The following is a 21,396-nucleotide window of genomic DNA, read 5'->3' on the forward strand; positions in this document are numbered from 1 at the left end:
CGCGGTGGGGGATGGCAGTTCAGGTGGTGCGCCGGCCGCGCCACGGGTCGGCTGTGTGGCCGGGGTCTTCGACCTGTTCCACGTCGGTCATGTCGACGTGCTCGAGCGGGCGCGGCGGCACTGCGACCGGCTGGTGGTGGCGGTGCTGTCCGACGACTGGGCGCTGGGCGCCTGGGGCGGGCGGCCGTTCGTGCCGCTGCTCGAGCGGGCGCAGATCGTCGAGCACCTGCGCTGCGTCGACGAGGTGGTTGCCGTGGACGACGTACGGCCCGAGTGGCTGACCGGCGTCCTGGGAGCGCGCACCGTGTTCGCTGCCAGTGGCACGGACGGCGTCCTGGGGGTCGAGGAGCTCGACGGGATCCCGGCCGCGCTGATCACCGTCCTGCCCGCCGGCCGCGGCTCCCGCAGCCCGATCCTGCGCGCTGCGATCGACCAGCGGCAGTCCCGCAGTTCGAACGTCGCATGAGCGAGCGGCCCCTGAGCAGCGCCGGGCTGCGGGCGACGGTCGCGCAGCTGTCCCGGGCGCAGAAGCCGTCGGCCGGGACTCCGGCGTACTCGCGGTTCGTGAACCGGCGGATCGGCCGGGTGTTCGCGGCCGCGGCGTTCCTCGGCCGGCGCACGCCCAACCAGGTCAGCCTGGCGAGCGGGTTCTGTTCGCTGATCGGGATCGTGCTGGTGGCCTGCGTGCGGCCGTCCCTGAGCCTGGCGCTGGCGGTGACGGCGCTGCTGGTGCTCGGCTACGGGCTGGACTCCGCGGACGGGCAGCTGGCCCGGCTGCGCGGCGGCGGGTCGCCGCTGGGGGAGTGGCTCGACCACATGATCGACGCGGTCAAGATCGTGCTGCTGCACAGCGCCGTACTGATCTCGTTCTACCGTTTCGATGCCTTTGACAACGACCTGGCGCTGCTCGTGCCGCTCGCGTACGTGTGTATGTCGTCGGTGCTGTTCTTCGGGCTGATCCTGATCGACCAGCTCCGCCGGCGGCACGGCGCGGCCGGCGAGCCCAACCGGCGCGGGGATTCCGTGGTCAAGTCGTTGCTCATCGCACCGACCGACTACGGCGTCCTGTGCCTGGTCTTCCTCGCCTTCGGCACGCCGTCGCTGTTCCTCGTGCTGTACGGCGCGCTGCTGGCGCTGAACCTGCTCTTCCTGGCCGCCGCGGTCGCGAAGTGGTACCGGGAGATGGCCGCGCTGGGGGTGCGGGCCTGATGACGGTCGTCGGATACGCGCCCGGGGTGTACGACATGTTCCACATCGGGCACCTGAACATCCTGCGCCGCGCCCGCGAGCACTGCGACCACCTGATCGCGGGCGTCGTCGAGGACGACGTGGTGGCCCGGATCAAGGGCCGGCCGCCGGTGGTGCCGCACGAGGAGCGGATGGAGGTCGTCCGGGCGCTCGACCTGGTCGACGAGGTGGTCAGCGACTGGTCCAGCGACAAGTTCGAGATGTGGCAGCAGTTGCGCTACGACGTGCTCTTCAAGGGTGACGACTGGAAGGGAACGGAGAAGGGGACCAGACTGGAAAGGCTGCTGGGTGAGGTCGGCGCACAGGTGCACTACTTCCCGTACACCGCCTCCACCTCGAGCACCGATCTGCGCAGGCTTCTGGAAGGGATGAACTGATGCCGGGCCGGCCGAAGGTACTGCTCAGTGCGTACGCCTGCCGGCCGGCAGGCGGATCGGAGCCGGGCGCCGGCTGGGCGTGGGCGAAGGCCGCGGCGCGGGACCACGACGTCTGGCTGCTCACCCGGGGCAAGTTCGCGCACGAGATCGCCGCGGAGCTCGCGGCGCGGCCGGTGCCCGGTCTGACCGTCGTACCGCTGGAGATGCCGGGGTGGATCCTGCGGCTGCGGCGGCGGCCGTCGGACGTGTACTGGTACTACCCGCTGTGGCAGGGGCTGGCGCGGCGTACCGCGCGGCGGCTGCACGCGGAGCATTCGTTCGACGTGATCCACCACCTGACGTTCGCGGTCGACTGGATGGGCGCCGGCGTGGTGGAGCGGTCGTCGGCGAAGGTGATCTGGGGTCCCGTCGGCGGGTCGACGACGGCGCCGCTGTCGATGGCGCACTGGCTCGGGTCGCGCGGTGTCGCGGGGGAGCTGGTCCGCCGTGCGTACACCGGGATCCGGCGCCGCGCGACCGGGCGGCGGATGGCGCAGATCGCCGACCTTATGGTTGCCCAGAACAACGACGTCGCCGAGGTGTTCCGCCCGTACGCGCGGGAGATCGTGGTCCAGCCGAACGTGGCGATCCGGCGGTTCACCGCGTCGGGTCCGTACGAGCCGTTCGGGGCGCCCGGCGTGAAGACGGCGCTGTTCGTCGGCCGGCTGATCCCGTGGAAGGGCGTGCTGCTCGCGATCAGCGCGCTGGCCCGGCCCGAGGCCGCGGACTGGGAGCTGCGGATCATCGGCGACGGCCCCGACTGGGGTCGCGCGGAGAGCCTGGCCTGGCAGCTGGGTGTCCGCGACCGCGTCGAGTTCATGGGCGCGCTGCCGCGCGAGGACGTCCTGGCGGCGATGTTCCGCGCCGACGCCCTGCTCGCCCCTGCCATCCGCGAAGCCGCCGGCTGGGCCGTCACCGAGGCCCTCGCCTCTGGCTGCCCCGTCGTCTGCGTCGACCGCGGCGGCCCCGCCGTCATCGTCGGCCCCGGCGAAGGCGTCACGGTCCCCTGGCGCGGCGACGTCGTCGGCGAACTGGCCCGCGGCCTGGCATCACTGCAGGGCCGCATCACCCCGGTGGACCGCTGGGGCCCCGACCGACTCCCCAACCTGCTGGCCGAGTGGTACACCCCGGCCCGCGTCTCCGCTGACTAGTCGCGGGCGGTTTTGCCGGGGAGGGCGAGCATGCGGTCGAGGGCGAGCTTGGCGTACTTCTCGGTGTCGGGGTCGACCTTGATCGGGTTGACGACGTGGCCGGCGACCAGGTTCTCCAGCGCCCAGACGAAGTGCGGGAGGTCGATGCGGTTCATCGTCGCGCAGTAGCAGACCGTCTTGTCGAGGAAGACGATGTTCTTGTCGGCGTGCTGTTTCGCGAGGCGCTGGACCAGGTTGAGCTCGGTGCCGACGGCCCACGACGTGCCGGGCTCGGCGGTTTCGAGCGCCTTGATGATGTACTCCGTGGAGCCGACCTGGTCCGCCTTCGTGACCACCTCGTGGCGGCACTCGGGGTGCACGATCACGTTCACGCCGGGGACCCGGGCGCGGACGTCGTCGACCGACTCGGCGGTGAACCGGCCGTGCACCGAGCAGTGCCCGCGCCACAGGATCATCTTCGCGGCCGCGAGCTGCTCGTTCGTCAGGCCGCCGTTCGGCTTGTGCGGGTCGTACACGACGCAGTCGTCGAGCGACAGGCCGAGCTCCAGGACGGCGGTGTTGCGGCCGAGGTGCTGGTCGGGGAGGAAGAGCACCTTCTCGCCCTGCTCGAACGCCCAGTTCAGCGCGGTCTCCGCGTTGCTCGACGTACACACGACGCCGCCGTTGCGGCCGCAGAACGCCTTGATGTCGGCGCTGGAGTTCATGTACGTGACCGGCACCGTCACGTCGGCGACACCCGCGTCGGCGAGCGCGTCCCAGGCCGCCTCGACCTGGTGGATGCGGGCCATGTCGGCCATCGAGCACCCGGCTGCGAGGTCCGGGAGGATCACGGTCTGCTGGTCGTTGGTGAGGATGTCGGCCGACTCCGCCATGAAGTGCACGCCGCAGAACACGATGTACGGCGCGTCCGGCCGGGCGGCCGCGTCGCGGGCGAGCTTGAAGGAGTCACCGGTGACGTCCGCGAACTGGATCACCTCGTCGCGCTGGTAGTGGTGCCCGAGCACGAACACCTGGTCGCCGAGCGCCGCCTTCGCCTTCAGCGCCCGCTCGACCAAGTCCGGGTCGGACGCCGGCGGGAGCGCGCCCGGGCATTCGACGCCGCGCTCGGAGTGCGGGTCGGTGTTCTGCCCGAGGAACAGCAACGGAAGGGACTTCGAGCCGTCTGCGATCGTCGTCACGTCGGATATCGTCGCACGCCCACCGCCGCACTCCGCGTGGCACGTGTCATTGCTCAGAGTGTGAAATCAGTACGCTGCCGGTGTGAAGAACGCGGGTCTCGTGCTGGCCGCCGGTGCGGGCCGCAGGATGGGTACGCCGAAGGCTCTCGTCCGCGACGCCGACGGCGTCCCGTGGGTCGTCCGGGCGTCCCGCCTACTCGCCGCCTCGGGCTGCGCACCGGTCGTGGTGGTGATCGGAGCCGCCGCCGACGAGGTCCGCGCCGAACTGTCGGCCGAGCCGGTGCACGTCGTCGAAGCAACGGACTGGGCGGAGGGCATGGGCGCCTCCCTCCGAGCCGGCCTGAAGACCTTCGCCCCCGGCGTCGATGCGGTGGTTGTCGTGCCGGTGGACGTCCCGGGGCTGACCTTGGCGGCGGTGCGGCGGGTCGTGGAGAGAGGGGGGCCAGAGGCGCTGGTGCGGGCGACGTACGGCGGGGCACCAGGGCATCCGGTGGTGATCGGTCGGGAGCACTGGGCCGGGGTGATCGCGTTGGCGCGCGGGGACGAAGGAGCGCGGGGGTACTTGCGCGAGCACGAAACGGTGTTGGTGGAGTGCGGGGACGTGAGTGACGGTGCCGACGTCGACACGCCGGAGGATCTGCCGCCGGGACACCGATGAGGGTTGGCAACGGCCGGAAGTAGGTGAATGCTGAAGGAGTGAGTGCCGTCGGCTCGGCGGCGGAGCTGGCCGAGTGTCTGCGGGCGACCGGGTACCTAGCCGACGAGGGCTTGGCCACGGTCGGGTATCTCGCGCTCGCGCTGCATCGCCCGCTGCTGCTGGAGGGTGAGCCCGGCACCGGCAAGACCTCGCTCGCGTCCGCGATCGCCGAAGCGCTCGACCTCGACCTGATCCGGCTGCAGTGCTACGAGGGCATCGACGCCTCGCAGGCGCTCTACGACTGGGACTTCCCGCGCCAGATCCTGCACCTGCGCACCGTCGAGGCGACCAGCACCGACGCGGCCGCCGAGGAGGTGGAGAAGAGCCTGTTCGACGAGCGGTTCCTGCTCTCCCGCCCGGTCCTGCGGGCGCTCCGCGAGAGTCCCGCCGTGCTGCTCGTGGACGAGATCGACCGCGCCGACGACGAGTTCGAGGCGTTCCTGCTCGAGGTGCTGTCGACGTACGAGGTGACGATCCCCGAGCTCGGCACGATCAAGGCCGAGGTGCCGCCGATCGTGGTGCTCACGTCGAACCGCACCCGCGAGGTGCACGACGCGCTCAAGCGCCGCTGCCTGTACCACTGGATCGACCATCCCGGCCTGGCCCGCGAGATCGAGATCGTCCGCACCCGCCTGCCCGAGGTGTCGGCGCGGCTCGCCGAGCAGGTCACCCGGTCGGTGCAGCGGATGCGCGACCTCGACCTGCTCAAGCCGCCCGGTGTCGCGGAGACGCTCGACTGGGCGCGGGCCCTCGATGCGCTCGGTACCGATGTCCTCGACGTCGAGACCGCGGCCGCGACACTCGGCGCCGTGCTGAAGTACCGGGAGGACACCGACCGGGTCCGCGAATCCCTCGACCGGTTGCTGGCGAGCTGATCGCCATGTCGGGGCCCGATCTCGCGCTCGCCGGTTTCGCCACCGCCCTGCGCCACGCCGGGCTCGCGGTCACCGCCGACCGTGTGCACCTCTTCCTGCAGGCGGTCGCCGCTCTGGACGTCACCTCGACCGCGGACGTCTACTGGGCCGGCCGCGCCGCGCTCTGCAGCGGCCCCGACGACACCGCCCGGTACGACGAGGTGTTCGCGGCCTGGTTCACCGGGAGCCGGTCGCGCGGCGTCGTCCCCAGCCGCACCCCGCAGTCGTCCGTCCAGGCCAACCTCGGCGACGCTCCCGAGGAGGCCGACGGCAACCACACGCTGAACGTCTCCGCGAGTCCGACGGAAGTCCTCCGGCACCGCGACGTCGCCGAACTGTCCGCCGCCGACCGCGCCGAACTCGCCCGCCTGTTCGGCTCGCTCCGCCCGCGCGTCCCGACCCGTCGCGCCAACCGCCGCCGCCCGTCGCATCGCGGCGAGATCGACCCGCGCCGCACACTGCGCGCCCAGCTCCGCCAGGTCGGCGAACCGGCCCGCGTCCGGTACCGGCGTCGCGGGGTCCGGCCGCGGCGCGTCGTCGTACTGATCGACGTGTCCGGCTCCATGCGTCCGTACGCCGACAGCCTGTTGCGTCTCGCGCACGTGATGGTCCAGCAGGCGCCGCGGTCGGTCGAGGTCTTCACCATCGGCACGCGACTCACGCGCGTGACGCCGGCCCTGCGGCACCGCGATCCCGAGTTCGCGTTGCGGGTAGCCGGTGACGTCGTACCGGACTGGTCGGGCGGGACGCGGCTGGGCGAGGTGCTGAAGGTGTTCCTGGACCGCTGGGGCCAGCGCGGTACGGCGCGGCGGGCGGTCGTCGTGGTGTGCAGCGACGGGTGGGAGCGCGGCGACGCGGCGCTGCTCGGGGCGCAGCTGCAGCGACTGGCCGCCCTCGCGCACCGCGTGGTGTGGCTCAACCCGCATCGCGGCAAGCGCGGCTACCAGCCTGTGCAGTCGGGCATCGTCGCCGTCCTGCCGCACCTGGACGACCTCGTCGCCGGGCACAGCCTGGCCAGCTTCGCCGAACTTCTGGAGGTGGTCGCCGATGCGTGATGTGCTCGACCGGTTGCTGACCTGGTGGCAGGCCGGTGAATCGGTTGCCGTCGGCACCGTTGTCGCGACGTTCGACTCGGCGCCGCGGCCGCCGGGCGCGGTGATGCTGGTCGGTCCCGGGCTGGAGGCGGTCGGCAGTGTGTCGGGCGGCTGCGTCGAGGGCGCGGTGTACCAGCTGGGCGAGGAGATCCTGTCCTCGGGCGAGCCGGTGCTGCAGCGGTACGGCGTCAGCGACGAATCGGCGTTCGCGGTCGGGCTGACCTGCGGCGGGATCATCGACGTGTTCGTCGAGAAGGTCGACCGGGAGTCGTTCCCCGAGCTCGGGGAGGTCGCCGCCGACATCGCCGCGGGGCGCCCGGTCGCGGTCGCGACCGTGGTGGCGCATCCGGATCCGGCGCGGATCGGGCGGCGCCTCGTCGTCCGCCCGGCCACTGCCCCTGACGCCGAGCAGGCGAGTGGGGTGCTGGCGAGCGGAGGTCTCGGATCGGACCGTGCCGACGACGCGGTCGTCGACGATGCCCGCGGATTGTTGGCCAACGGACGATCGGAGACGCTGGAGTACGGCCCGGACGGGCAGCGGCGCGGGGAGGGGATGCGGGTCTTCGTCTCGTCGTTCGCGCCGGTGCCGCGGATGCTCGTGTTCGGCGCGATCGACTTCGCGGCCGCGGTCGCACGCCTCGGCTCGTTCCTCGGGTACCGGGTGACCGTGTGCGACGCGCGCGCCGTGTTCGCGACGGCGTCGCGGTTCCCGTTCGCCGACGAGGTGATCGTCGACTGGCCGCACCGGTACCTGACGGGTGAGGCGGAGGCCGGCCGGATCGACGACCGGACGGTGGTCTGCGTGCTGACCCACGACCCGAAGTTCGACGTACCGCTGCTGGAGGTCGCGTTGCGGCTGCCGCAGGTCGCCTACATCGGGGCGATGGGATCACGGCGGACGCACGACGACCGGCTGAAGCGGCTGCGGGAGGCCGGACTGAGCGAGGCGGAACTGGCCCGGCTGGCGAGCCCGATCGGTCTCGACCTCGGTGCGCGGACGCCGGAGGAGACCGCGGTGAGCATCGCGGCCGAGATCATCGCGCAGCGGTGGGGTGGCGCTGGGCAACGACTTTCGGCCGCGGCGGGTCCCATCCATCACTGAACAGAGCACTGAAGCTTGTGGTGCACATCACAACAGGAGCACTCTCGAAGAGACGGCGGTTGCGGACATCTGGAGGCGGGGCGATGACCCGGATCACGGTGAAGGTCGACGGAAGCAGCTTCACGGACGACGTGGAGCCGCGCACGCTGCTCGTGCTTTATCTGCGCGAGCAACTGGGAAAGACGGGCACCGTGGTCGGCTGTGACACCGGCAACTGCGGCGCCTGCACGGTGCACCTGGACGGGCGGAGCGTGAAGTCCTGCTCGCTGCTCGCGGTCCAGGCCGACGGTCACGAGATCACCACCATCGAGGGTCTCGCGACGAATGGTCAGCTGCACCCGATGCAGCAGGCCTTCCACGAGAACCACGCGTTGCAGTGCGGTTTCTGCACACCCGGGATGATCATGCAATCCATCGATCTGATTGCCGACAATCCGAATCCCAGCGACGAGGACATCCGGCTCGGACTCGAAGGCAACCTGTGCCGGTGCACCGGCTACCAGAACATCGTGAAGGCCGTCCGCGCCGCCGCGGGAGGTGCGCAATGACCGCCACCGAGGAACGCCCGGCCGCCGAGGTCGGCACCGCGCGGCTGCGCAAGGAGGACGCCCGGCTGGTCACCGGCCGGACCCGCTGGACCGACAACATCGTGCTGCCCGGGCTGCAGCACCTCGCGATGGTGCGCAGTCCGTTCGCGCACGCCCGAATCACGTCGATCGACACCGCGGCGGCGAAAGCGGCGACCGGTGTCGTCGCGGTGATCACCGGCGCCGACATCGCCGACGAACAGGGTGCGCTGCCGAACGCCTGGGCAGTCATCCCCGACCAGAAGGCGCCGGTGCACCCCTCGATGGCGGTCGACCATGTCGCGTTCGCCGGCGAGATCGTCGCGATGGTGATCGCCCGCACCGCGGCCGAGGCGAGCGACGCGGCCGACCTCGTCGACGTCGACTACGAGGAACTGCCGCCCGCGCTCGAACTGAAGGCCGCGTCCCGCGACGAGGTGCTCGCGCACCCGGATCTCGGCACGAACGTGTCCGCGGTCTGGTCGTACGACTCGGCCGAGTCCGGCACCGGCGGCGACGTCGAGGCGGCGATCGCGGCCGCCCGCGACGGCGGCATCGTGATCGAGGAGGAGTTCCGCCAGCAACGGCTGATCCCGGCGTTCATGGAGCCGCGGTCGATCGTCGTCGATCCGACCACCGAACAGATGACCGTGTGGTCGTCGACGCAGGTGCCGCACTTCGTGAAGATCTTCATCGCGCTCGTGCTCGGCATCCCGGAGAGCAAGGTCCGGGTGATCGCGCCGGACGTCGGCGGCGGCTTCGGCGGCAAGCTGCAGTTCACGCCGGAGGAGGTGCTCACAGTCATCGCGGCGCGGCGGACCGGGAAGCCCTGCAAATACAACGAGACCAGGTCCGAGTCGTTGATGGCCGCGCACCACGGACGCGACCAGTGGCAGCAGGTCACGCTCGCCGCGAACGCCGACGGCACGGTCACCGGGCTGAAGGTCGAGCTGATCGCGGACATGGGTGCGTACCTCGGTCTGGTCACGTCGGCGATCCCGCTGCTCGGCGCGTTCATGTACAACGGGATCTACAAGTTCCCGGCGTACCACCTCGGCATCACCAACGTGTTCACGAACAAGACGTGGACCGACGCGTACCGCGGCGCCGGCCGTCCCGAGGCGACGTACGCGATCGAGCGGCTGATGGACGAGCTGGCCGCCCGGGTCGGCGCCGACCCGCTGGAGATCCGCGAGAAGAACTGGATCAAGCACGAGGAGTTCCCGTTCTCGACGGTGTCCGGGCTGCGCTACGACTCGGGCAACTACGAGGCCGCGACCGCGAAGGCCCGCGAGCTGTTCAGGTACGACGACCTGCGGGCCGAGCAGCAGCAGCGCCGGGAGTCCGGCGACCCGGTGCAGCTCGGCATCGGCGTGTCGACGTTCACCGAGATGTGCGGACTGGCGCCGTCGCGCTGGCTCGGCTCGATGGGGTACGTCGGCGGCGGCTGGGAGCACGCGTCGGTGCGGATGCTGCCGACCGGGAAGGTCGAGGTGGTGACCGGGACGAGCCCGCACGGTCAGGGGCACGAGACGGCGTGGAGCCAGATCGTCGCGGACCGGCTGGGTGTGGCGTTCGAGGACGTCGAAGTGCTGCACGGCGACACGCAGGTCGCCGTCCGCGGGCTCGACACGTATGGGTCGCGCTCGCTCGCGGTCGGCGGGATGGCGGTGCTGGCCGCCGCGGACAAGGTGATCGAGAAGGCGAAACCGATCGCGGCCCAGCTGCTGGAGGCGAACGCGGACGACCTGGAGTTCACTGCCGGGCGGTACGGCGTCCGCGGTACGGAGGCCGGGATGACGATGGCCGAGCTGGCGTTCGCGGTGTTCCAGGGACACAAGCTGGACGGGTCCGCCGAGGGCTGTCTGGACGCGGACGCGACGCTCGACCCGGACGACTTCTCGTTCCCGCACGGCACGCACCTGTGCGCGGTCGAGGTCGACACCGAGACCGGCGGGACGAAGATCAGGTCGTACGTCGCCGTCGACGACGTCGGCGTGGTGGTGAACCCGTTGATCGTCGAGGGCCAGGTGCACGGCGGGCTCGCGCAGGGCATCGCGCAGGCGCTCTACGAGGAGGCCGTGCACGACGAGTCCGGGACGCTGGTCACCGGATCGTTCGACCAGTACCTGCTGCCGGGGGCGCCTGACCTGCCAGGGTTCGACACGGCGCGGACCGAGACTCCGGCGACGACGAACCAGCTGGGCGTGAAGGGGGTCGGTGAGGCGGGGACGATCGCGTCGACGCCGGCTGTCGTCAATGCGATTGTCGACGCGCTGCGGCCGATGGGCGTCACGGACGTGCCGATGCCGTGCACGCCGTACCGCGTCTGGAAGGCGATCCAGGAAGGAGCGGGCTCATGATCCCCGCGGCGTTCGAGTACTTCGCGCCCACGACGATCGACGAGGCGCTGGGGCTCCTGCGGGAGCACGCCGACGCGAAGGTGCTCGCGGGCGGGCAGAGCCTGATGCCCGCGCTGCGGCTACGACTGGCGGCGCCCGACACGATTGTCGACATTGGGAAGATCGACGATCTGCGCGGCGTGCGCGACGACGGCGACGCGCTGGTGATCGGCGCGATGACCCCGCACAGCACGGTGCAGACGGATCCGCTGGTCGCCGAACATGCCCAGCTGATCTCGTTGGCGACGGCAACGGTCGGCGATCCGCAGATCCGGCACCGCGGCACGTTCGGCGGGTCGCTGGCGCACGCGGACCCGGCGGCGGACCTGCCGGTCGTGGCGGTGGCGCTGGACGCGTCGTTCGTGATCGCGGGCGCCGGCGGACGGCGTACCGTGCCGGCCGCGGACTTCTTCGAGGGCATCTTCAGTACGGCGCTCGGTGACGACGAGCTGCTCGTCGAGGTCCGGGTGCCGAAGTACACCGGATGGGGTGCGCATTACGAGAAGTTCAGCCGGGTCGCGCAGGGCTGGTCGATCGTGTCGGTCGGCGCGGCCGTGCGGGTCGACGGCGGGGCGATCGCGGAGGCACGGGTCGGACTCGGCAACATGGGGCCGGCCCCGGTCCGGGCGACCGCGGTCGAGGAGGCCCTGGTCGGGCAGCCCGCCATCGCCGACGCCGTACGGGAGGCCGCGGCGCGGGCGGCGGACGGGACGTCGCCGGTGACCGACCTCAACGGTGACGCCGACTACCGGCGGCACCTCGCCACGGTGCTCACGAGGCGCGCGGTCCTGGCAGCGGCAGGTACGGCGTGAAGCTCGAGCACAAGTTCGTCGTACCGGCGCCGGTCGAGCAGGCCTGGTCGGCGTTCAACGACCTCGAACGGGTGGTGCCGTGTTTCCCCGGCGCCACCCTGGAGTCGTACGAGGGTGACGACTTCACCGGGTCGTGCAAGGTGAAGCTCGGGCCGGTGTCCCTGCAGTACACGGGCACCGGCACGTTCGTCGAGCGCGACGAGAGCGATCACCATGCCGTGATCGAGGCCAAGGGCAAGGACCGGCGCGGCAACGGTACGGCGAGCGCGCACGTCACCACGAAGCTGACCGGTACGGCGGACGGGTCCACCGAGGTGTCGGTCGACACCGAACTGACCATCACCGGCCGTCCCGCGCAGTTCGGCCGCGGCCTGATCCAGGAGGTCTCGGACAAACTCCTCGATCAGTTCACCGCCTGCCTGAAGACCAAGCTGGACACCACCGCGGAAGCCCAGCCCGAGCCGGCGACCGAGACATCGGTGAAGGAACCACCGACCACACCAGAGTCCGACGCGGTCGCCCTCGACCTCGGCACCACCCTCCTCCCAGCACTCGCCCGGCGCGCGACGCCGTACCTGATCGGGGCTGTTGTGGCGTTGCTCTTACGCCGCCTGTTCAGCCGTTGACAGGTCAGGCCGCCTCGGCGCCCAAGGTGTGCGCCACCGCCTGCCGCGCGGGGATGTCAAAGCCCGTCGCGGCAGGCCCGGTCGGCCAGGCGCGTGGTCTCCGGCAGGCGGTACCGGACTGTCAGGTGCAGGACGTGCGCAACCGCGGTCGGCAGGCTGACCCGGTGCCCGATGGACACATAGACCGGCTTCACCCCGTCCTGTGTCCTCAGCGCGGCCCCGACCACCTCGTCGTCGTCGACCAGGGCGGCCGTGGCACCTCGCTCCCGGCCGAGCTCCGCGTGTGTCCCGACGAAGGTGTTCTTCGCGACGCCGATGGACGGAATCCCGGTCAGTACGCCGAGGTGGCAGGCCAGGCCGAAGCGCCGCGGATGCGCCAGTCCCTGGCCGTCGCACACCAGGAGGTCCGGCGCGGTTCTCAGCTGACCGAGTGCTGCGAGCAGGCCCGGTACCTCGCGGAACGCGAACAGCCCGGGGATGTACGGGAACGTCGTTTCGCCGACGACCATGGCGCGATCGACCTCGTCCAGCGTCTCCCGGTCGAGTACGACGACCGCCGCGGCGAGCCGGTCACCGTCGTACGCCACGTCGAGGCCGGCGACGTGCCGTACGACGCCGGGGGAGTCGGTCGGATCGACCTGTGACCGCAGGTCGTCCTGGACGGCAATCGCTTCGGTCTCGGTCGTCGGCCAGTCCATCAGTCGAACGTCGGTGCGCCGGAGGGCGGCCACTCGACGAGTTCGATGCGGTAGCCGTCGGGGTCGACGACCCAGGACGTCTTCGGGCCGTCCGCGCCGCCCGGGAGTTCGACCGGGCCGGGCTGCAGGCCGCCGGCGGTGAGGTGGTCGACGGTTTCGGCGAGCGACTCGACCTCGATCGCGAAGTGCTCGAACCCGCGCACCTCGACCGGCCCGTCGGCGGGCCGGTGGACGAGCTCGAGCGACACCGACGACTCACCCGGCAGCCGGAGCCAGACCAGACTGGACCCGTCGTCGAACGGGATCTTGCTCACCTCGACGTACCCGACCGCGGCGTAGAACCTCAACGACCGCTCCAGGTCACTCACCCGCAACGCGAACAGGATCGTCTTCATCCACCGATCCAACTGGTGGCACCGGACGCCGTCAACCGCAGCGGGTGGGGGAGGATGTGCGCATGCGGATTCTGATTGCGCCGGACAAGTTCGCGGGGACGCTGACGGCCGTGGAGGCTGCGGCGGCCATCGAGGCAGGGTGGCGGCGGCGGGATCCGGAGGCCGAGGTGCTCGTCGCGCCGATGGCCGACGGCGGCCCGGGCTTCATCGACGTGCTGTCCGCCGTCGTCGACGGCAAGCTCCTGTCGGTCACCGTCCGCGGACCGCTCGGCGAAGAGACCCCGGCGACGGTGCTGCTGGCGGGGGAGACGGCGTACGTCGAAACCGCGCAGGCGTGCGGGCTGCACCTGGTGGAGCCGAAGCAGCGCCGCCCCGAGGACGCGACGACGTACGGCGTGGGCCAGCTCATCACTGCGGCCGTGGACGCCGGCGCGCGGCGGATCATCCTGGGCCTCGGCGGCTCCGGGACGAACGACGCCGGCGCGGGTCTGCTCGCCGCGCTCGGAGCGACGGCCGAGGGCGGTCGGCTGGACGCGGGTGCCGCGGGGCTGGCCGAGCTGGCCTCGGTCGATCTGGCGCCGGCCCGGGAGCGCGTCGCCGGGGTGGAGTTCGTGGCGGCGAGCGACGTGGAGAACCCGATGCTCGGGCTGCGCGGCGCGACCAGCGTGTTCGGCGCCCAGAAGGGCATCACCGACGATCGCAAGCCGGTGGTCGACGGCTGGCTGACGCATTTCGCCGAGCTGGCCGGCCGGAAGACCGCGGACCAGAAGGGCGCGGGCGCGGCGGGCGGCCTCGGGTACGCGCTGCTGCTGCTCGGCGCCGAGCGGGTCTCCGGTATCGACCTGGTCGCCGAGCTGACCGGGCTGAAGCAGAAGGCGTCGCAGGTCGACCTGGTGCTGAGCGGCGAGGGCGCGTTCGACTTCCAGTCCCGCGACGGCAAGGTGATCGCGGGTGTCGCGAAGGTGGCCAACGACGCGATGCGGCCGTGTGTCGTGCTGGCCGGGAAGGTCCTGATCGGGTCCCGCGAGATGCGCACGATGGGCGTCGAGTCGGCGTACGCGCTGGTCGACGTGGTCGGCGAGGAGCAGGCCTTCGCGGACCCGCAGGGGTCGCTCGCGACGGTCGCGGAGCGGGTCGCCCGGACCTGGGCCCGGTGATCGGCGCGCGGTGACTGGTTGATCACCTCGTGACCCGGGATCGTTGATCTGTGAAATTGGTGTGCGACCATGGGAATGAGCGCGCGCCGGCCGACGTTGGTACGTGTTGACAAGAGACTTCCGTGCCGGGGCAGCCGTAGGCCGGGCACTTGAGTAGATGACTGGAGTCAGGGATGACTGAAGCGCAGACCGAGCAGGCCGTGGCCACGGGTGTTCTCCTCACCGACGGGGCCGCCTCCAAGGTGAAGGCGCTGCTCGACCAGGAAGGCCGCGACGACCTCGCGCTGCGGGTCGCCGTGCAGCCGGGCGGGTGCTCCGGACTGCGGTACCAGCTGTTCTTCGACGAGCGTCAGCTCGACGGCGACGTGGTGGCCGACTTCGGTGGCGTGAGCGTCGTCACCGACCGGATGAGCGCGCCGTACCTGAAGGGCGCGACGATCGACTTCGTCGACACCATCGAGAAGCAGGGCTTCACGATCGACAACCCGAACGCCACCGGCTCCTGCGCCTGCGGCGATTCGTTCAACTGAGCTGAGCTGAAGCACCCGAAGCCCCCGGTCACCGCGCGGTGACCGGGGGCTTCGGCGTGCCCGCACTTCGGAAGCGACCGTGTGAATTCAACGCTTGTTGGGTATTGGTTGCTGATCGACCTGAACGCACAAGTCGACGTCGACGGACGTGAGCCCGCCGACGTCGCGATGGATTGGTTGGTGAAGGAGGGGTTCGTCAGCCGTGACTGACGCTGTCCTCGCGGGCCCGCTTCGGCAGTAGGTACGACACCGCGAGGCTGACGACGAAGAGGCCGATCGCGACCAGGACCGACGTCTTGGTCGCGCCCAGGAACGCGTGGCTCGGCAGCAGCTGGAAGAAGATCGTGCCGATCACCGCGACGCCGATCGCGCCGCCGTACTGCTGCATCGCGGTCAGGACGCCGGACGCCGAGCCCGCGGCCTGGTCGTCGATCGAGGCCAGGATGATGTCGAACAGCGGCGCGAACACCATGCCGGCGCCGATGCCGGTGGCCAGCGTCGCGGGGACCAGGTTCCAGATCGTGGTCGCGTCGCCCTGGGTGTGCAGCGTGAACCAGACACCGGCCATCGCGACCGTCATCACCGCGATGCCGAGCTGCAGCGCCTTGCGGCCGAGCTTCGGGGCGAGCAGCGCGGCCGACAGCGGCGCGCCGATCGCGATGCCGAGCGAGAACGGCACCATCGCGAGGCCGGCCTTCAGCGGGCTGTAGTGCAGGCCGAGCTGGGTAAACAGGTTGAACACCAGCATGAAGCCGTTCATCGCGAGGAAGAACGTGGTGATCACTCCGAGACCGGCGACGTACCCGCGGTTGCGGAACAGCGACGGGTCGATGACCGGGTTGCCGGACCGGCGCTCGCGCCAGCCGAACAGGGCGAAGACCGCGACCGAGCCGATCAACATCAGGATTGTCCACAACGGCCAGCCGAGCTCACGGCCCTGGACGAGCGGGTAGATCAGCAGGCCGGACGCGAGGCTGACCAGGACGACACCCGCGGCGTCGAGCCGGGACGCGCCGGGCGTCTTGACCTCGGGCATGAAGCGGAGCGCGCCGACGAGTGCGGCGATGCCGACCGGGACGTTGATGAAGAAGATGGTCCGCCAGCCGGCGTCGAACCAGTTGGCGTCGATCAGGACGCCGGCCAGGATCGGGCCCGCGACCGCCGACAGTCCCATCACCGGGCCGAACATCGCGAACGCCTTGCCGAGCTCCTCGGACGGGAAGATCGACTTCAGGATCGCGAAGCCCTGCGGGATCATCACCGCGCCGAGCAGGCCCTGCGCGACCCGGCTGCCGATCAGCAGTTCCGGGCTGGTCGCGAGGCCGCAGACCGCGGACGCGACCGTGAAGCCGAGGGCGCCGATCACGAACAGCCGCCGCCGGCCGACCAGATCGCCGAGCCGGCCGAACGTGATCAGGCCGATCGCGAAGGCCAGTGTGTAGCCGGCCAGCATCCACTGCATGGCCGACTCCGACCCGCCGAGCTCGGCGCGGATCGACGGGGCGGCGATGTTGACGATCGTCGCGTCGACGAGGTCCATGATCTCGGCGACCAGGATCGTGGCGAGCACGATCCAGCGCCACCGGTACGGCGTGCCGCGCGCGGCCGTCGTGGAGTCGGATGTGCTGCTGGTGCTGGTGCTGGTGCTGGTGCTGGTGCTGGTGCTGGTGCTGGTGCCGGGCGTGCTGCCGGGTGTGGCGTTGGGTGAGTTGTCGAGTGTGGTGCTCATCGTTGGCCCCTCAGGATTGGCGAACAGTGTTCGTTGACGAACACCGTTCTACCGGGCAGGGCTGACCGAGCCGCGACCGGGCCGACCGGCCCGACCGGGCCATGCCGAGCCGAGCCGAGTCACCCGAGCCGGGCTAACCGGGCTAACCGGCTGACCGGGCTGGCCGGGGCGGGCTGTGTAACCGCGTTGTAAACACGGAGGGCAAACCGGGTGCGACTGCTTGTGGTTCACGAATGCACATGGTTAACCTTCGGATTGTCAACAAAACTACGACTTCGCTCCTGCGGCGTGTGGTTTACGCGCGGGTGGGCACACGGGTGAGGCCGTATGACGACAGGAGGAAGACCGTGGACGCCGAGACCCCGCCAGTGAGCCCGCAGCCGTCTGGTGGTGGGCCAGCCCAGGACCGGCCGCCCGTGACCACCGAGAAGGAGCAGCCGCCCGGGGTGCTCAGGAAGGCGATCGCCGCCTCGGCGATCGGCAACGCGACCGAGTGGTTCGACTACGGCATCTACGCGTACGGCGTCACGTACATCTCGGCGGCGATCTTCCCGGGTGACACCGAGAGTCAGACCCTGCTCGCGCTGATGACGTTCGCCGTCTCGTTCCTGGTCCGCCCGCTCGGCGGCCTGGTCTGGGGGCCGCTCGGCGACCGGTTGGGGCGCAAGCACGTCCTGGCGATCACGATCTTGATGATGTCCGGTGCGACGCTGCTCGCCGGTCTGGTCCCGTCGTACGACTCGATCGGGCTGTGGGCGCCGATCCTGCTCGTACTGCTGCGGATGATCCAAGGCTTCTCGACCGGTGGCGAGTACGGCGGTGCCGCGACCTTCATGGCCGAGTACGCGCCGAGCCGCAAGCGCGGGTTCCTCGGCAGCTTCCTGGAGTTCGGCACGCTGGCCGGCTTCTCGCTCGGCGCGCTGCTGATGCTGGGCTTCTCGCTGGTGCTCGGCGACGACGCGATGCACGCCTGGGGCTGGCGGCTGCCGTTCCTGGTCGCCGCGCCGCTCGGCCTGGTCGGCGTCTACCTCCGGTCCCGGCTCGAGGACACCCCGGTCTTCCGCGAGCTCGAGGCGAAGGGCCAGAAGGAAGAGGAGACCGCGACCCAGTTCAAGGACCTGCTGGCCGGCTACTGGGGCCCGATCCTGCGGCTCGGCGGCATGGTCATCGCGCTGAACGTCGTGAACTACACGCTGCTCACCTACATGCCGACGTACCTCGAGAAGGAGATCGGCCTGAGTGCCGACCAGTCGCTGATCGTGCCGATCATCGGAATGTTGACAATGATGGTCTTCGTGCCGTTCGCCGGCCGCGCGTCCGACCGGATCGGGCGCAAGCCGCTGTGGTGGGCGTCGTTGACCGGGCTGTTCGTGTTCGGTGTGCCGATGTTCCTGCTGATGGGGACGAACCTGGCCGGCGCGATCATCGGCTTCGCGGTGCTCGGCCTGCTGTACGTCCCGCAGCTCGCGACGATCTCGGCGACCTTCCCCGCGATGTTCCCGACGCACGTGCGGTACGCCGGATTCGCAATCGCGTACAACGTGTCGACGTCGCTGTTCGGCGGTACGGCGCCCGCGGTCAACGACTGGCTGACGGCCAAGCTGGGCGACTCGTTGGTGCCTGCGTACTACATGATGGCGGCCTGTCTGGTCGGTGCGCTCGCACTCGCCCGGGTGCCGGAGACGTCGCGGTGCCCGCTCAACGGCACCGAGATCCCGGGCACCGAGGACGCGCCGCCGCCCGTGGCCCTCGAGCCGGCCCACGCGAAGGCCTGACCCCGAGGCACTGACGAACCGGCCCGCTCTTTCCGGAACTGAATCGCCACCTGCTGCGAGACATGTTCCGGAAAGGGCGGGCCGGCCTCGTTCTGCCCGTCAGCGGACGACGGCGGTGACTGCGTCGGACCAGATGCCGGCGGCTTCGTCGACCTCGTCGGGGGAGACGACCAGTGCGGGAATGAAGCGGACGACCTGACCCCAGGCGCCGCAGGTGAGCAGCAGCAGACCTCGCCGCGCCGCCTCCTGCTGGACCGCGGCGGCCGTCACCGGGTCCGGCTTGCCGCCTGCGTCACGGAACTCGTTGCCGATCATCAGCCCGAGTCCGCGGACGTCGGTGATCTGCTCGTGCTTGTCCGCGACCAGCCGCAGCGCCTGCTTCAACTGCGCGCCGCGGTCGGCGGAGTTCTGTACGAGACCCTCGTCCTGGATCACGTCGAGCGTCGCGAGTGCCGCCGCGCAGGCGACCGCGTTCGCGCCGTACGTGCCGCCCTGGGAACCGGGCCACGCCTTCTCCATCAGCTCCGACGACGCGGCGATCCCGGAGAGCGGGAAGCCGGAGGCGAGTCCCTTCGCGGTGACCAGGATGTCCGGGTGCGATCCGAAGTGGTCGCCACCCCAGAACTTGCCGGTCCGCCCGAAGCCGGTCTGTACCTCGTCCACCACCAGCAGGATCCCGTGCGCGTCGGCGCGCTCGCGGAGGCCCGCGAAGAAGCGCTCGTTCGCCGGGACATAGCCGCCTTCGCCGAGCACCGGCTCGACGAAGAACGCTGCGGTGTCGGCCGGGGTGGTCAACGTCTGCAGGGTGTAATCGAGCTGGCTGAGCGCGAAGTCGGTCGCCTGCTCGACCGGCCAGCCGAAGTGGCCGGGGTCGGGGAACGGCGAAACGTGGACCCCGGCCATCAACGGGCTGAACCCGGAGCGGAACTTGGTCCCGGATGTGGTCATCGAGGCCGCGGCCACGGTCCGGCCGTGGAAGCCGCCGTGGAACACGACCACGTTCGGCCGGCCGGTCGCCTGCCGGCTGAGGCGCAGGGCGGCCTCGATCGCCTCGCTGCCGGAGTTCGCGAAGAACATCCGGTCGAGGTGCCGGGGGAGCACCTCGCCGAGCCGCTCGACCAGGGTGAGCAGCGGCCGGTGCATGACCGTCGTGTACTGCGCGTGGATGATCCGGCCGACCTGCTCCTGCGCCGCCGCGACCACCCGCGGATGGCAGTGCCCGGTCGACGTCACGCCGATGCCGGCGGTGAAGTCCAGGTATCTGCGGTCGTCCTCGTCGAACAGTTGGACGCCCTCACCGCGGGCGGCCACCACGCCGGTCGCCTGTTTGAGGATCTGCGAGAGCTCGGCCACGGGCTTCCCTCTTCCCTCGTGAGCTGTAGGATTGTTGACAATCAGCCTATCTCAGCAGCCGAAGCCGGTGAAGGGGTGCAGATGGACGAGTCGAGCGTGGTCGGGGCGGTCGAGAAGCGGTTGTTCGTCGACGGGAAATGGGTCGAGGCGACCCGCGGCGCGACGTTCGACGTCGTCGATCCGTCGACCGGTGAGGTGCTGTGTGCGGTCGCCGACGCCTCGCCGGCGGACGGCCGGGCCGCGCTCGAGGCAGCGGTCGCCGCCCAGCGCGACTTCGCCCGGACGTCCCCGCGCGAACGCGCCGACATGCTGATGACGGCGTACGAGCTGCTGGTGGAACGCGCCGACGAGCTGGCGCTGCTGATGACGCTGGAGATGGGCAAGCCGCTGCGCGAGGCCCGCGGTGAGATCGCGTACGCGGCCGAGTTCTTCCGGCACTTCGCGGGCGAGGCGGTGCGGATCGACGGCGGGTACCAGACCGCGCCGGCCGGGAACGCCCGTTTCCTGATCACCCGGCAGCCGGTCGGCCCGTGCCTGCTGATCACCCCGTGGAACTTCCCGATGGCGATGGGCACCCGCAAGCTCGGCCCGGCGATCGCGGCCGGCTGTACGAGCGTGATCAAGCCCGCCCATCAAACGCCGCTGTCGATGCTGGCGTTGATGGGGATCCTGGCCGAGGCCGGCGTACCGGCGGGCGCCGTCAACTGCGTCACCGCGATGGACGCGGGCGGCGTGATGGAGCCGCTGATCCGCTCCGGACTGGCGCGCAAGTTGTCCTTCACCGGTTCCACGCGGGTCGGCCGGATGCTACTCGAGCAGTGCGCGGAGAAGGTACTGCGGACGTCGCTGGAGCTCGGCGGCAACGCGCCGTTCATCGTGTTCGAGGACGCCGACCTGGACGAGGCGGTGACCGGCGCGATCGCGGCGAAGATGCGGAACATGGGCGAGGCCTGTACGGCGGCGAACCGGATCTTCGTGCACGCCTCCGTGATCGACGAGTTCGGCCGGCGGCTCGCGGAGCGGATGGCCGCGCTGACGGTCGGGCGCGGGACCGAGCCCGGCGTCGACGTCGGCCCGCTGATCGACGAGGCCGGCCGCGAGAAGGTCCGGTCACTCGTCGCGGACGCGGTCGGGCGCGGCGCGACCGTGCTCACCGGGGGAGACGTGCCCGCCGGAAGCGGGTACTTCTACCCGCCGACGGTCCTGACCGGCGTACCGCGGGAGGCCGCGATGGCGGACCAGGAGATCTTCGGCCCGGTGGCGCCGCTGACGCCGTTCAGCAACGAGGACGAGGTGGTGCGGGCGGCGAACGACACCGAGTACGGGCTGGTCGCCTACGTGTTCACGAACGACCTGCGGCGGGCGTTGCGGGTCGCGGAGGCGATCGAGACCGGGATGGTCGGGCTGAACCAGGGCGTCGTGTCGAACCCCGCCGCGCCGTTCGGCGGCGTGAAGCAGTCCGGGCTCGGCCGCGAGGGCGGCGCGGTGGGGATCGACGAGTTCCTCGAGACCAAGTACATCGGGATCGCGGTCAACGACTGAACAGGTGGCCC

At 70.7% G+C, this 21,396-nt stretch carries 22 protein-coding genes; 17 read left to right on the forward strand and 5 right to left on the reverse strand.

Annotated elements, in window-relative coordinates:
* Nucleotides 1-4: 4 nt before the first annotated feature.
* Genes ACWEOO_RS13195 through ACWEOO_RS13210 form a run of 4 tightly spaced genes read left to right on the forward strand, consistent with a single transcriptional unit; the run spans nucleotide 5 to nucleotide 2,815 of the window.
* Nucleotides 5-466 carry an adenylyltransferase/cytidyltransferase family protein gene (locus ACWEOO_RS13195; protein ID WP_359933099.1) on the forward strand — a complete coding sequence of 154 codons (462 nt, stop codon included), beginning with the start codon at nucleotides 5-7 and terminating at the stop codon, nucleotides 464-466.
* On the forward strand, nucleotides 463-1,209 hold the full coding sequence (locus ACWEOO_RS13200) for a CDP-alcohol phosphatidyltransferase family protein (protein WP_452143153.1): 747 nt from the start codon (nucleotides 463-465) through the stop codon (nucleotides 1,207-1,209). Before ACWEOO_RS13195 ends, ACWEOO_RS13200 begins: the two co-directional genes overlap by 4 nt.
* Nucleotides 1,209-1,625: an adenylyltransferase/cytidyltransferase family protein gene (locus tag ACWEOO_RS13205; RefSeq protein ID WP_359933103.1), complete on the forward strand. Its 417-nt coding sequence runs from the start codon at nucleotides 1,209-1,211 to the stop codon at nucleotides 1,623-1,625. Before ACWEOO_RS13200 ends, ACWEOO_RS13205 begins: the two co-directional genes overlap by 1 nt.
* Nucleotides 1,625-2,815 carry a glycosyltransferase family 4 protein gene (locus tag ACWEOO_RS13210; RefSeq protein ID WP_452143154.1) on the forward strand — a complete coding sequence of 397 codons (1,191 nt, stop codon included), beginning with the start codon at nucleotides 1,625-1,627 and terminating at the stop codon, nucleotides 2,813-2,815. Before ACWEOO_RS13205 ends, ACWEOO_RS13210 begins: the two co-directional genes overlap by 1 nt.
* Here the strand turns inward: ACWEOO_RS13210 and nadA are convergent.
* The gene (nadA, locus tag ACWEOO_RS13215) at nucleotides 2,812-3,993 is read right to left on the reverse strand and encodes a quinolinate synthase NadA (RefSeq protein WP_452143155.1); all 1,182 of its coding nucleotides are present in this window, start codon (nucleotides 3,991-3,993) and stop codon (nucleotides 2,812-2,814) included. The two genes, ACWEOO_RS13210 and nadA, sit on opposite strands and share 4 nt — an antisense overlap.
* Nucleotides 3,994-4,075: 82 nt before the next feature.
* Here nadA and ACWEOO_RS13220 point away from each other — a divergent pair, with 82 nt between their 5' ends.
* The 8 genes from ACWEOO_RS13220 (at nucleotide 4,076) to ACWEOO_RS13255 (ending at nucleotide 12,206) form a co-directional block, all read left to right on the forward strand.
* Nucleotides 4,076-4,651, forward strand: coding sequence for a nucleotidyltransferase family protein (locus ACWEOO_RS13220; RefSeq protein ID WP_452143156.1), 576 nt, complete (start codon nucleotides 4,076-4,078; stop codon nucleotides 4,649-4,651).
* A 38-nt stretch (nucleotides 4,652-4,689) separates the two neighbouring features.
* On the forward strand, nucleotides 4,690-5,565 hold the full coding sequence (locus ACWEOO_RS13225) for an AAA family ATPase (protein ID WP_452143157.1): 876 nt from the start codon (nucleotides 4,690-4,692) through the stop codon (nucleotides 5,563-5,565).
* A 5-nt stretch (nucleotides 5,566-5,570) separates the two neighbouring features.
* Nucleotides 5,571-6,659: a vWA domain-containing protein gene (locus ACWEOO_RS13230; protein ID WP_452143158.1), complete on the forward strand. Its 1,089-nt coding sequence runs from the start codon at nucleotides 5,571-5,573 to the stop codon at nucleotides 6,657-6,659.
* Nucleotides 6,652-7,800 (forward strand): XdhC family protein, encoded by a 1,149-nt coding sequence (locus ACWEOO_RS13235; RefSeq protein ID WP_452143159.1) that lies wholly within the window; start codon nucleotides 6,652-6,654, stop codon nucleotides 7,798-7,800. Before ACWEOO_RS13230 ends, ACWEOO_RS13235 begins: the two co-directional genes overlap by 8 nt.
* Before the next feature lie 83 nt (nucleotides 7,801-7,883).
* Nucleotides 7,884-8,348, forward strand: a complete 465-nt coding sequence (locus ACWEOO_RS13240) for a (2Fe-2S)-binding protein (RefSeq protein WP_452143160.1) — start codon at nucleotides 7,884-7,886, stop codon at nucleotides 8,346-8,348.
* Nucleotides 8,345-10,729: a xanthine dehydrogenase family protein molybdopterin-binding subunit gene (locus ACWEOO_RS13245; RefSeq protein WP_452143161.1), complete on the forward strand. Its 2,385-nt coding sequence runs from the start codon at nucleotides 8,345-8,347 to the stop codon at nucleotides 10,727-10,729. The genes ACWEOO_RS13240 and ACWEOO_RS13245 overlap by 4 nt, the downstream gene beginning before the upstream one ends.
* Nucleotides 10,726-11,580 (forward strand): FAD binding domain-containing protein, encoded by an 855-nt coding sequence (locus tag ACWEOO_RS13250; protein WP_452143162.1) that lies wholly within the window; start codon nucleotides 10,726-10,728, stop codon nucleotides 11,578-11,580. The genes ACWEOO_RS13245 and ACWEOO_RS13250 overlap by 4 nt, the downstream gene beginning before the upstream one ends.
* Nucleotides 11,577-12,206, forward strand: coding sequence for an SRPBCC family protein (locus ACWEOO_RS13255; RefSeq protein WP_452143163.1), 630 nt, complete (start codon nucleotides 11,577-11,579; stop codon nucleotides 12,204-12,206). Before ACWEOO_RS13250 ends, ACWEOO_RS13255 begins: the two co-directional genes overlap by 4 nt.
* Before the next feature lie 56 nt (nucleotides 12,207-12,262).
* On the opposite strand, the gene nfi is transcribed toward ACWEOO_RS13255, so the two are convergent.
* Nucleotides 12,263-12,904 (reverse strand): deoxyribonuclease V, encoded by a 642-nt coding sequence (gene nfi, locus ACWEOO_RS13260; RefSeq protein ID WP_452143164.1) that lies wholly within the window; start codon nucleotides 12,902-12,904, stop codon nucleotides 12,263-12,265.
* Complete coding sequence (locus ACWEOO_RS13265) at nucleotides 12,904-13,299, reverse strand: VOC family protein (RefSeq protein ID WP_452143165.1); 396 nt, start codon at nucleotides 13,297-13,299, stop codon at nucleotides 12,904-12,906. The genes nfi and ACWEOO_RS13265 overlap by 1 nt, the downstream gene beginning before the upstream one ends.
* Nucleotides 13,300-13,361: 62 nt before the next feature.
* On the opposite strand from ACWEOO_RS13265, the gene ACWEOO_RS13270 reads away from it, so the two are divergent.
* Together ACWEOO_RS13270 and ACWEOO_RS13275 are read left to right on the forward strand one after the other, a co-directional pair.
* The gene (locus ACWEOO_RS13270) at nucleotides 13,362-14,456 is read left to right on the forward strand and encodes a glycerate kinase family protein (protein ID WP_452143166.1); all 1,095 of its coding nucleotides are present in this window, start codon (nucleotides 13,362-13,364) and stop codon (nucleotides 14,454-14,456) included.
* 173 nt (nucleotides 14,457-14,629) lie between these two features.
* On the forward strand, nucleotides 14,630-14,986 hold the full coding sequence (locus tag ACWEOO_RS13275) for a HesB/IscA family protein (protein ID WP_355688408.1): 357 nt from the start codon (nucleotides 14,630-14,632) through the stop codon (nucleotides 14,984-14,986).
* A 196-nt stretch (nucleotides 14,987-15,182) separates the two neighbouring features.
* On the opposite strand, the gene ACWEOO_RS13280 is transcribed toward ACWEOO_RS13275, so the two are convergent.
* Complete coding sequence (locus tag ACWEOO_RS13280; RefSeq protein ID WP_452143167.1) at nucleotides 15,183-16,556, reverse strand: DHA2 family efflux MFS transporter permease subunit; 1,374 nt, start codon at nucleotides 16,554-16,556, stop codon at nucleotides 15,183-15,185.
* On the opposite strand from ACWEOO_RS13280, the gene ACWEOO_RS13285 reads away from it, so the two are divergent.
* Together ACWEOO_RS13285 and ACWEOO_RS13290 are read left to right on the forward strand one after the other, a co-directional pair.
* On the forward strand, nucleotides 16,546-16,752 hold the full coding sequence (locus ACWEOO_RS13285; RefSeq protein ID WP_452143168.1) for a hypothetical protein: 207 nt from the start codon (nucleotides 16,546-16,548) through the stop codon (nucleotides 16,750-16,752). The genes ACWEOO_RS13280 and ACWEOO_RS13285 overlap by 11 nt on opposite strands.
* Nucleotides 16,753-17,131: 379 nt before the next feature.
* Nucleotides 17,132-18,490: an MFS transporter gene (locus ACWEOO_RS13290; protein ID WP_452143169.1), complete on the forward strand. Its 1,359-nt coding sequence runs from the start codon at nucleotides 17,132-17,134 to the stop codon at nucleotides 18,488-18,490.
* Between the two features lie 99 nt (nucleotides 18,491-18,589).
* On the opposite strand, the gene ACWEOO_RS13295 is transcribed toward ACWEOO_RS13290, so the two are convergent.
* Nucleotides 18,590-19,843 carry an aspartate aminotransferase family protein gene (locus ACWEOO_RS13295; protein WP_452143170.1) on the reverse strand — a complete coding sequence of 418 codons (1,254 nt, stop codon included), beginning with the start codon at nucleotides 19,841-19,843 and terminating at the stop codon, nucleotides 18,590-18,592.
* 81 nt (nucleotides 19,844-19,924) lie between these two features.
* Here ACWEOO_RS13295 and ACWEOO_RS13300 point away from each other — a divergent pair, with 81 nt between their 5' ends.
* On the forward strand, nucleotides 19,925-21,385 hold the full coding sequence (locus ACWEOO_RS13300) for an NAD-dependent succinate-semialdehyde dehydrogenase (protein WP_452143171.1): 1,461 nt from the start codon (nucleotides 19,925-19,927) through the stop codon (nucleotides 21,383-21,385).
* Nucleotides 21,386-21,396: the final 11 nt, after the last annotated feature.

This window comes from Kribbella sp. NPDC004138 (assembly GCF_053603655.1).

Coding starts and splice junctions, on each gene's coding strand:
- ACWEOO_RS13210 (WP_452143154.1), top strand. CDS start 1,625: ATGCCGGGCCGGCCGAAGGTACTGCTCAGTGCGTACGCCTGCCGGCCG.
- ACWEOO_RS13250 (WP_452143162.1), top strand. CDS start 10,726: ATGATCCCCGCGGCGTTCGAGTACTTCGCGCCCACGACGATCGACGAG.
- ACWEOO_RS13235 (WP_452143159.1), top strand. CDS start 6,652: ATGCGTGATGTGCTCGACCGGTTGCTGACCTGGTGGCAGGCCGGTGAA.
- ACWEOO_RS13240 (WP_452143160.1), top strand. CDS start 7,884: ATGACCCGGATCACGGTGAAGGTCGACGGAAGCAGCTTCACGGACGAC.
- nfi (WP_452143164.1), bottom strand. CDS start 12,904: ATGGACTGGCCGACGACCGAGACCGAAGCGATTGCCGTCCAGGACGAC.
- ACWEOO_RS13205 (WP_359933103.1), top strand. CDS start 1,209: ATGACGGTCGTCGGATACGCGCCCGGGGTGTACGACATGTTCCACATC.
- ACWEOO_RS13270 (WP_452143166.1), top strand. CDS start 13,362: ATGCGGATTCTGATTGCGCCGGACAAGTTCGCGGGGACGCTGACGGCC.
- ACWEOO_RS13265 (WP_452143165.1), bottom strand. CDS start 13,299: ATGAAGACGATCCTGTTCGCGTTGCGGGTGAGTGACCTGGAGCGGTCG.
- ACWEOO_RS13200 (WP_452143153.1), top strand. CDS start 463: ATGAGCGAGCGGCCCCTGAGCAGCGCCGGGCTGCGGGCGACGGTCGCG.
- ACWEOO_RS13245 (WP_452143161.1), top strand. CDS start 8,345: ATGACCGCCACCGAGGAACGCCCGGCCGCCGAGGTCGGCACCGCGCGG.
- ACWEOO_RS13300 (WP_452143171.1), top strand. CDS start 19,925: ATGGACGAGTCGAGCGTGGTCGGGGCGGTCGAGAAGCGGTTGTTCGTC.
- ACWEOO_RS13275 (WP_355688408.1), top strand. CDS start 14,630: ATGACTGAAGCGCAGACCGAGCAGGCCGTGGCCACGGGTGTTCTCCTC.
- ACWEOO_RS13230 (WP_452143158.1), top strand. CDS start 5,571: ATGTCGGGGCCCGATCTCGCGCTCGCCGGTTTCGCCACCGCCCTGCGC.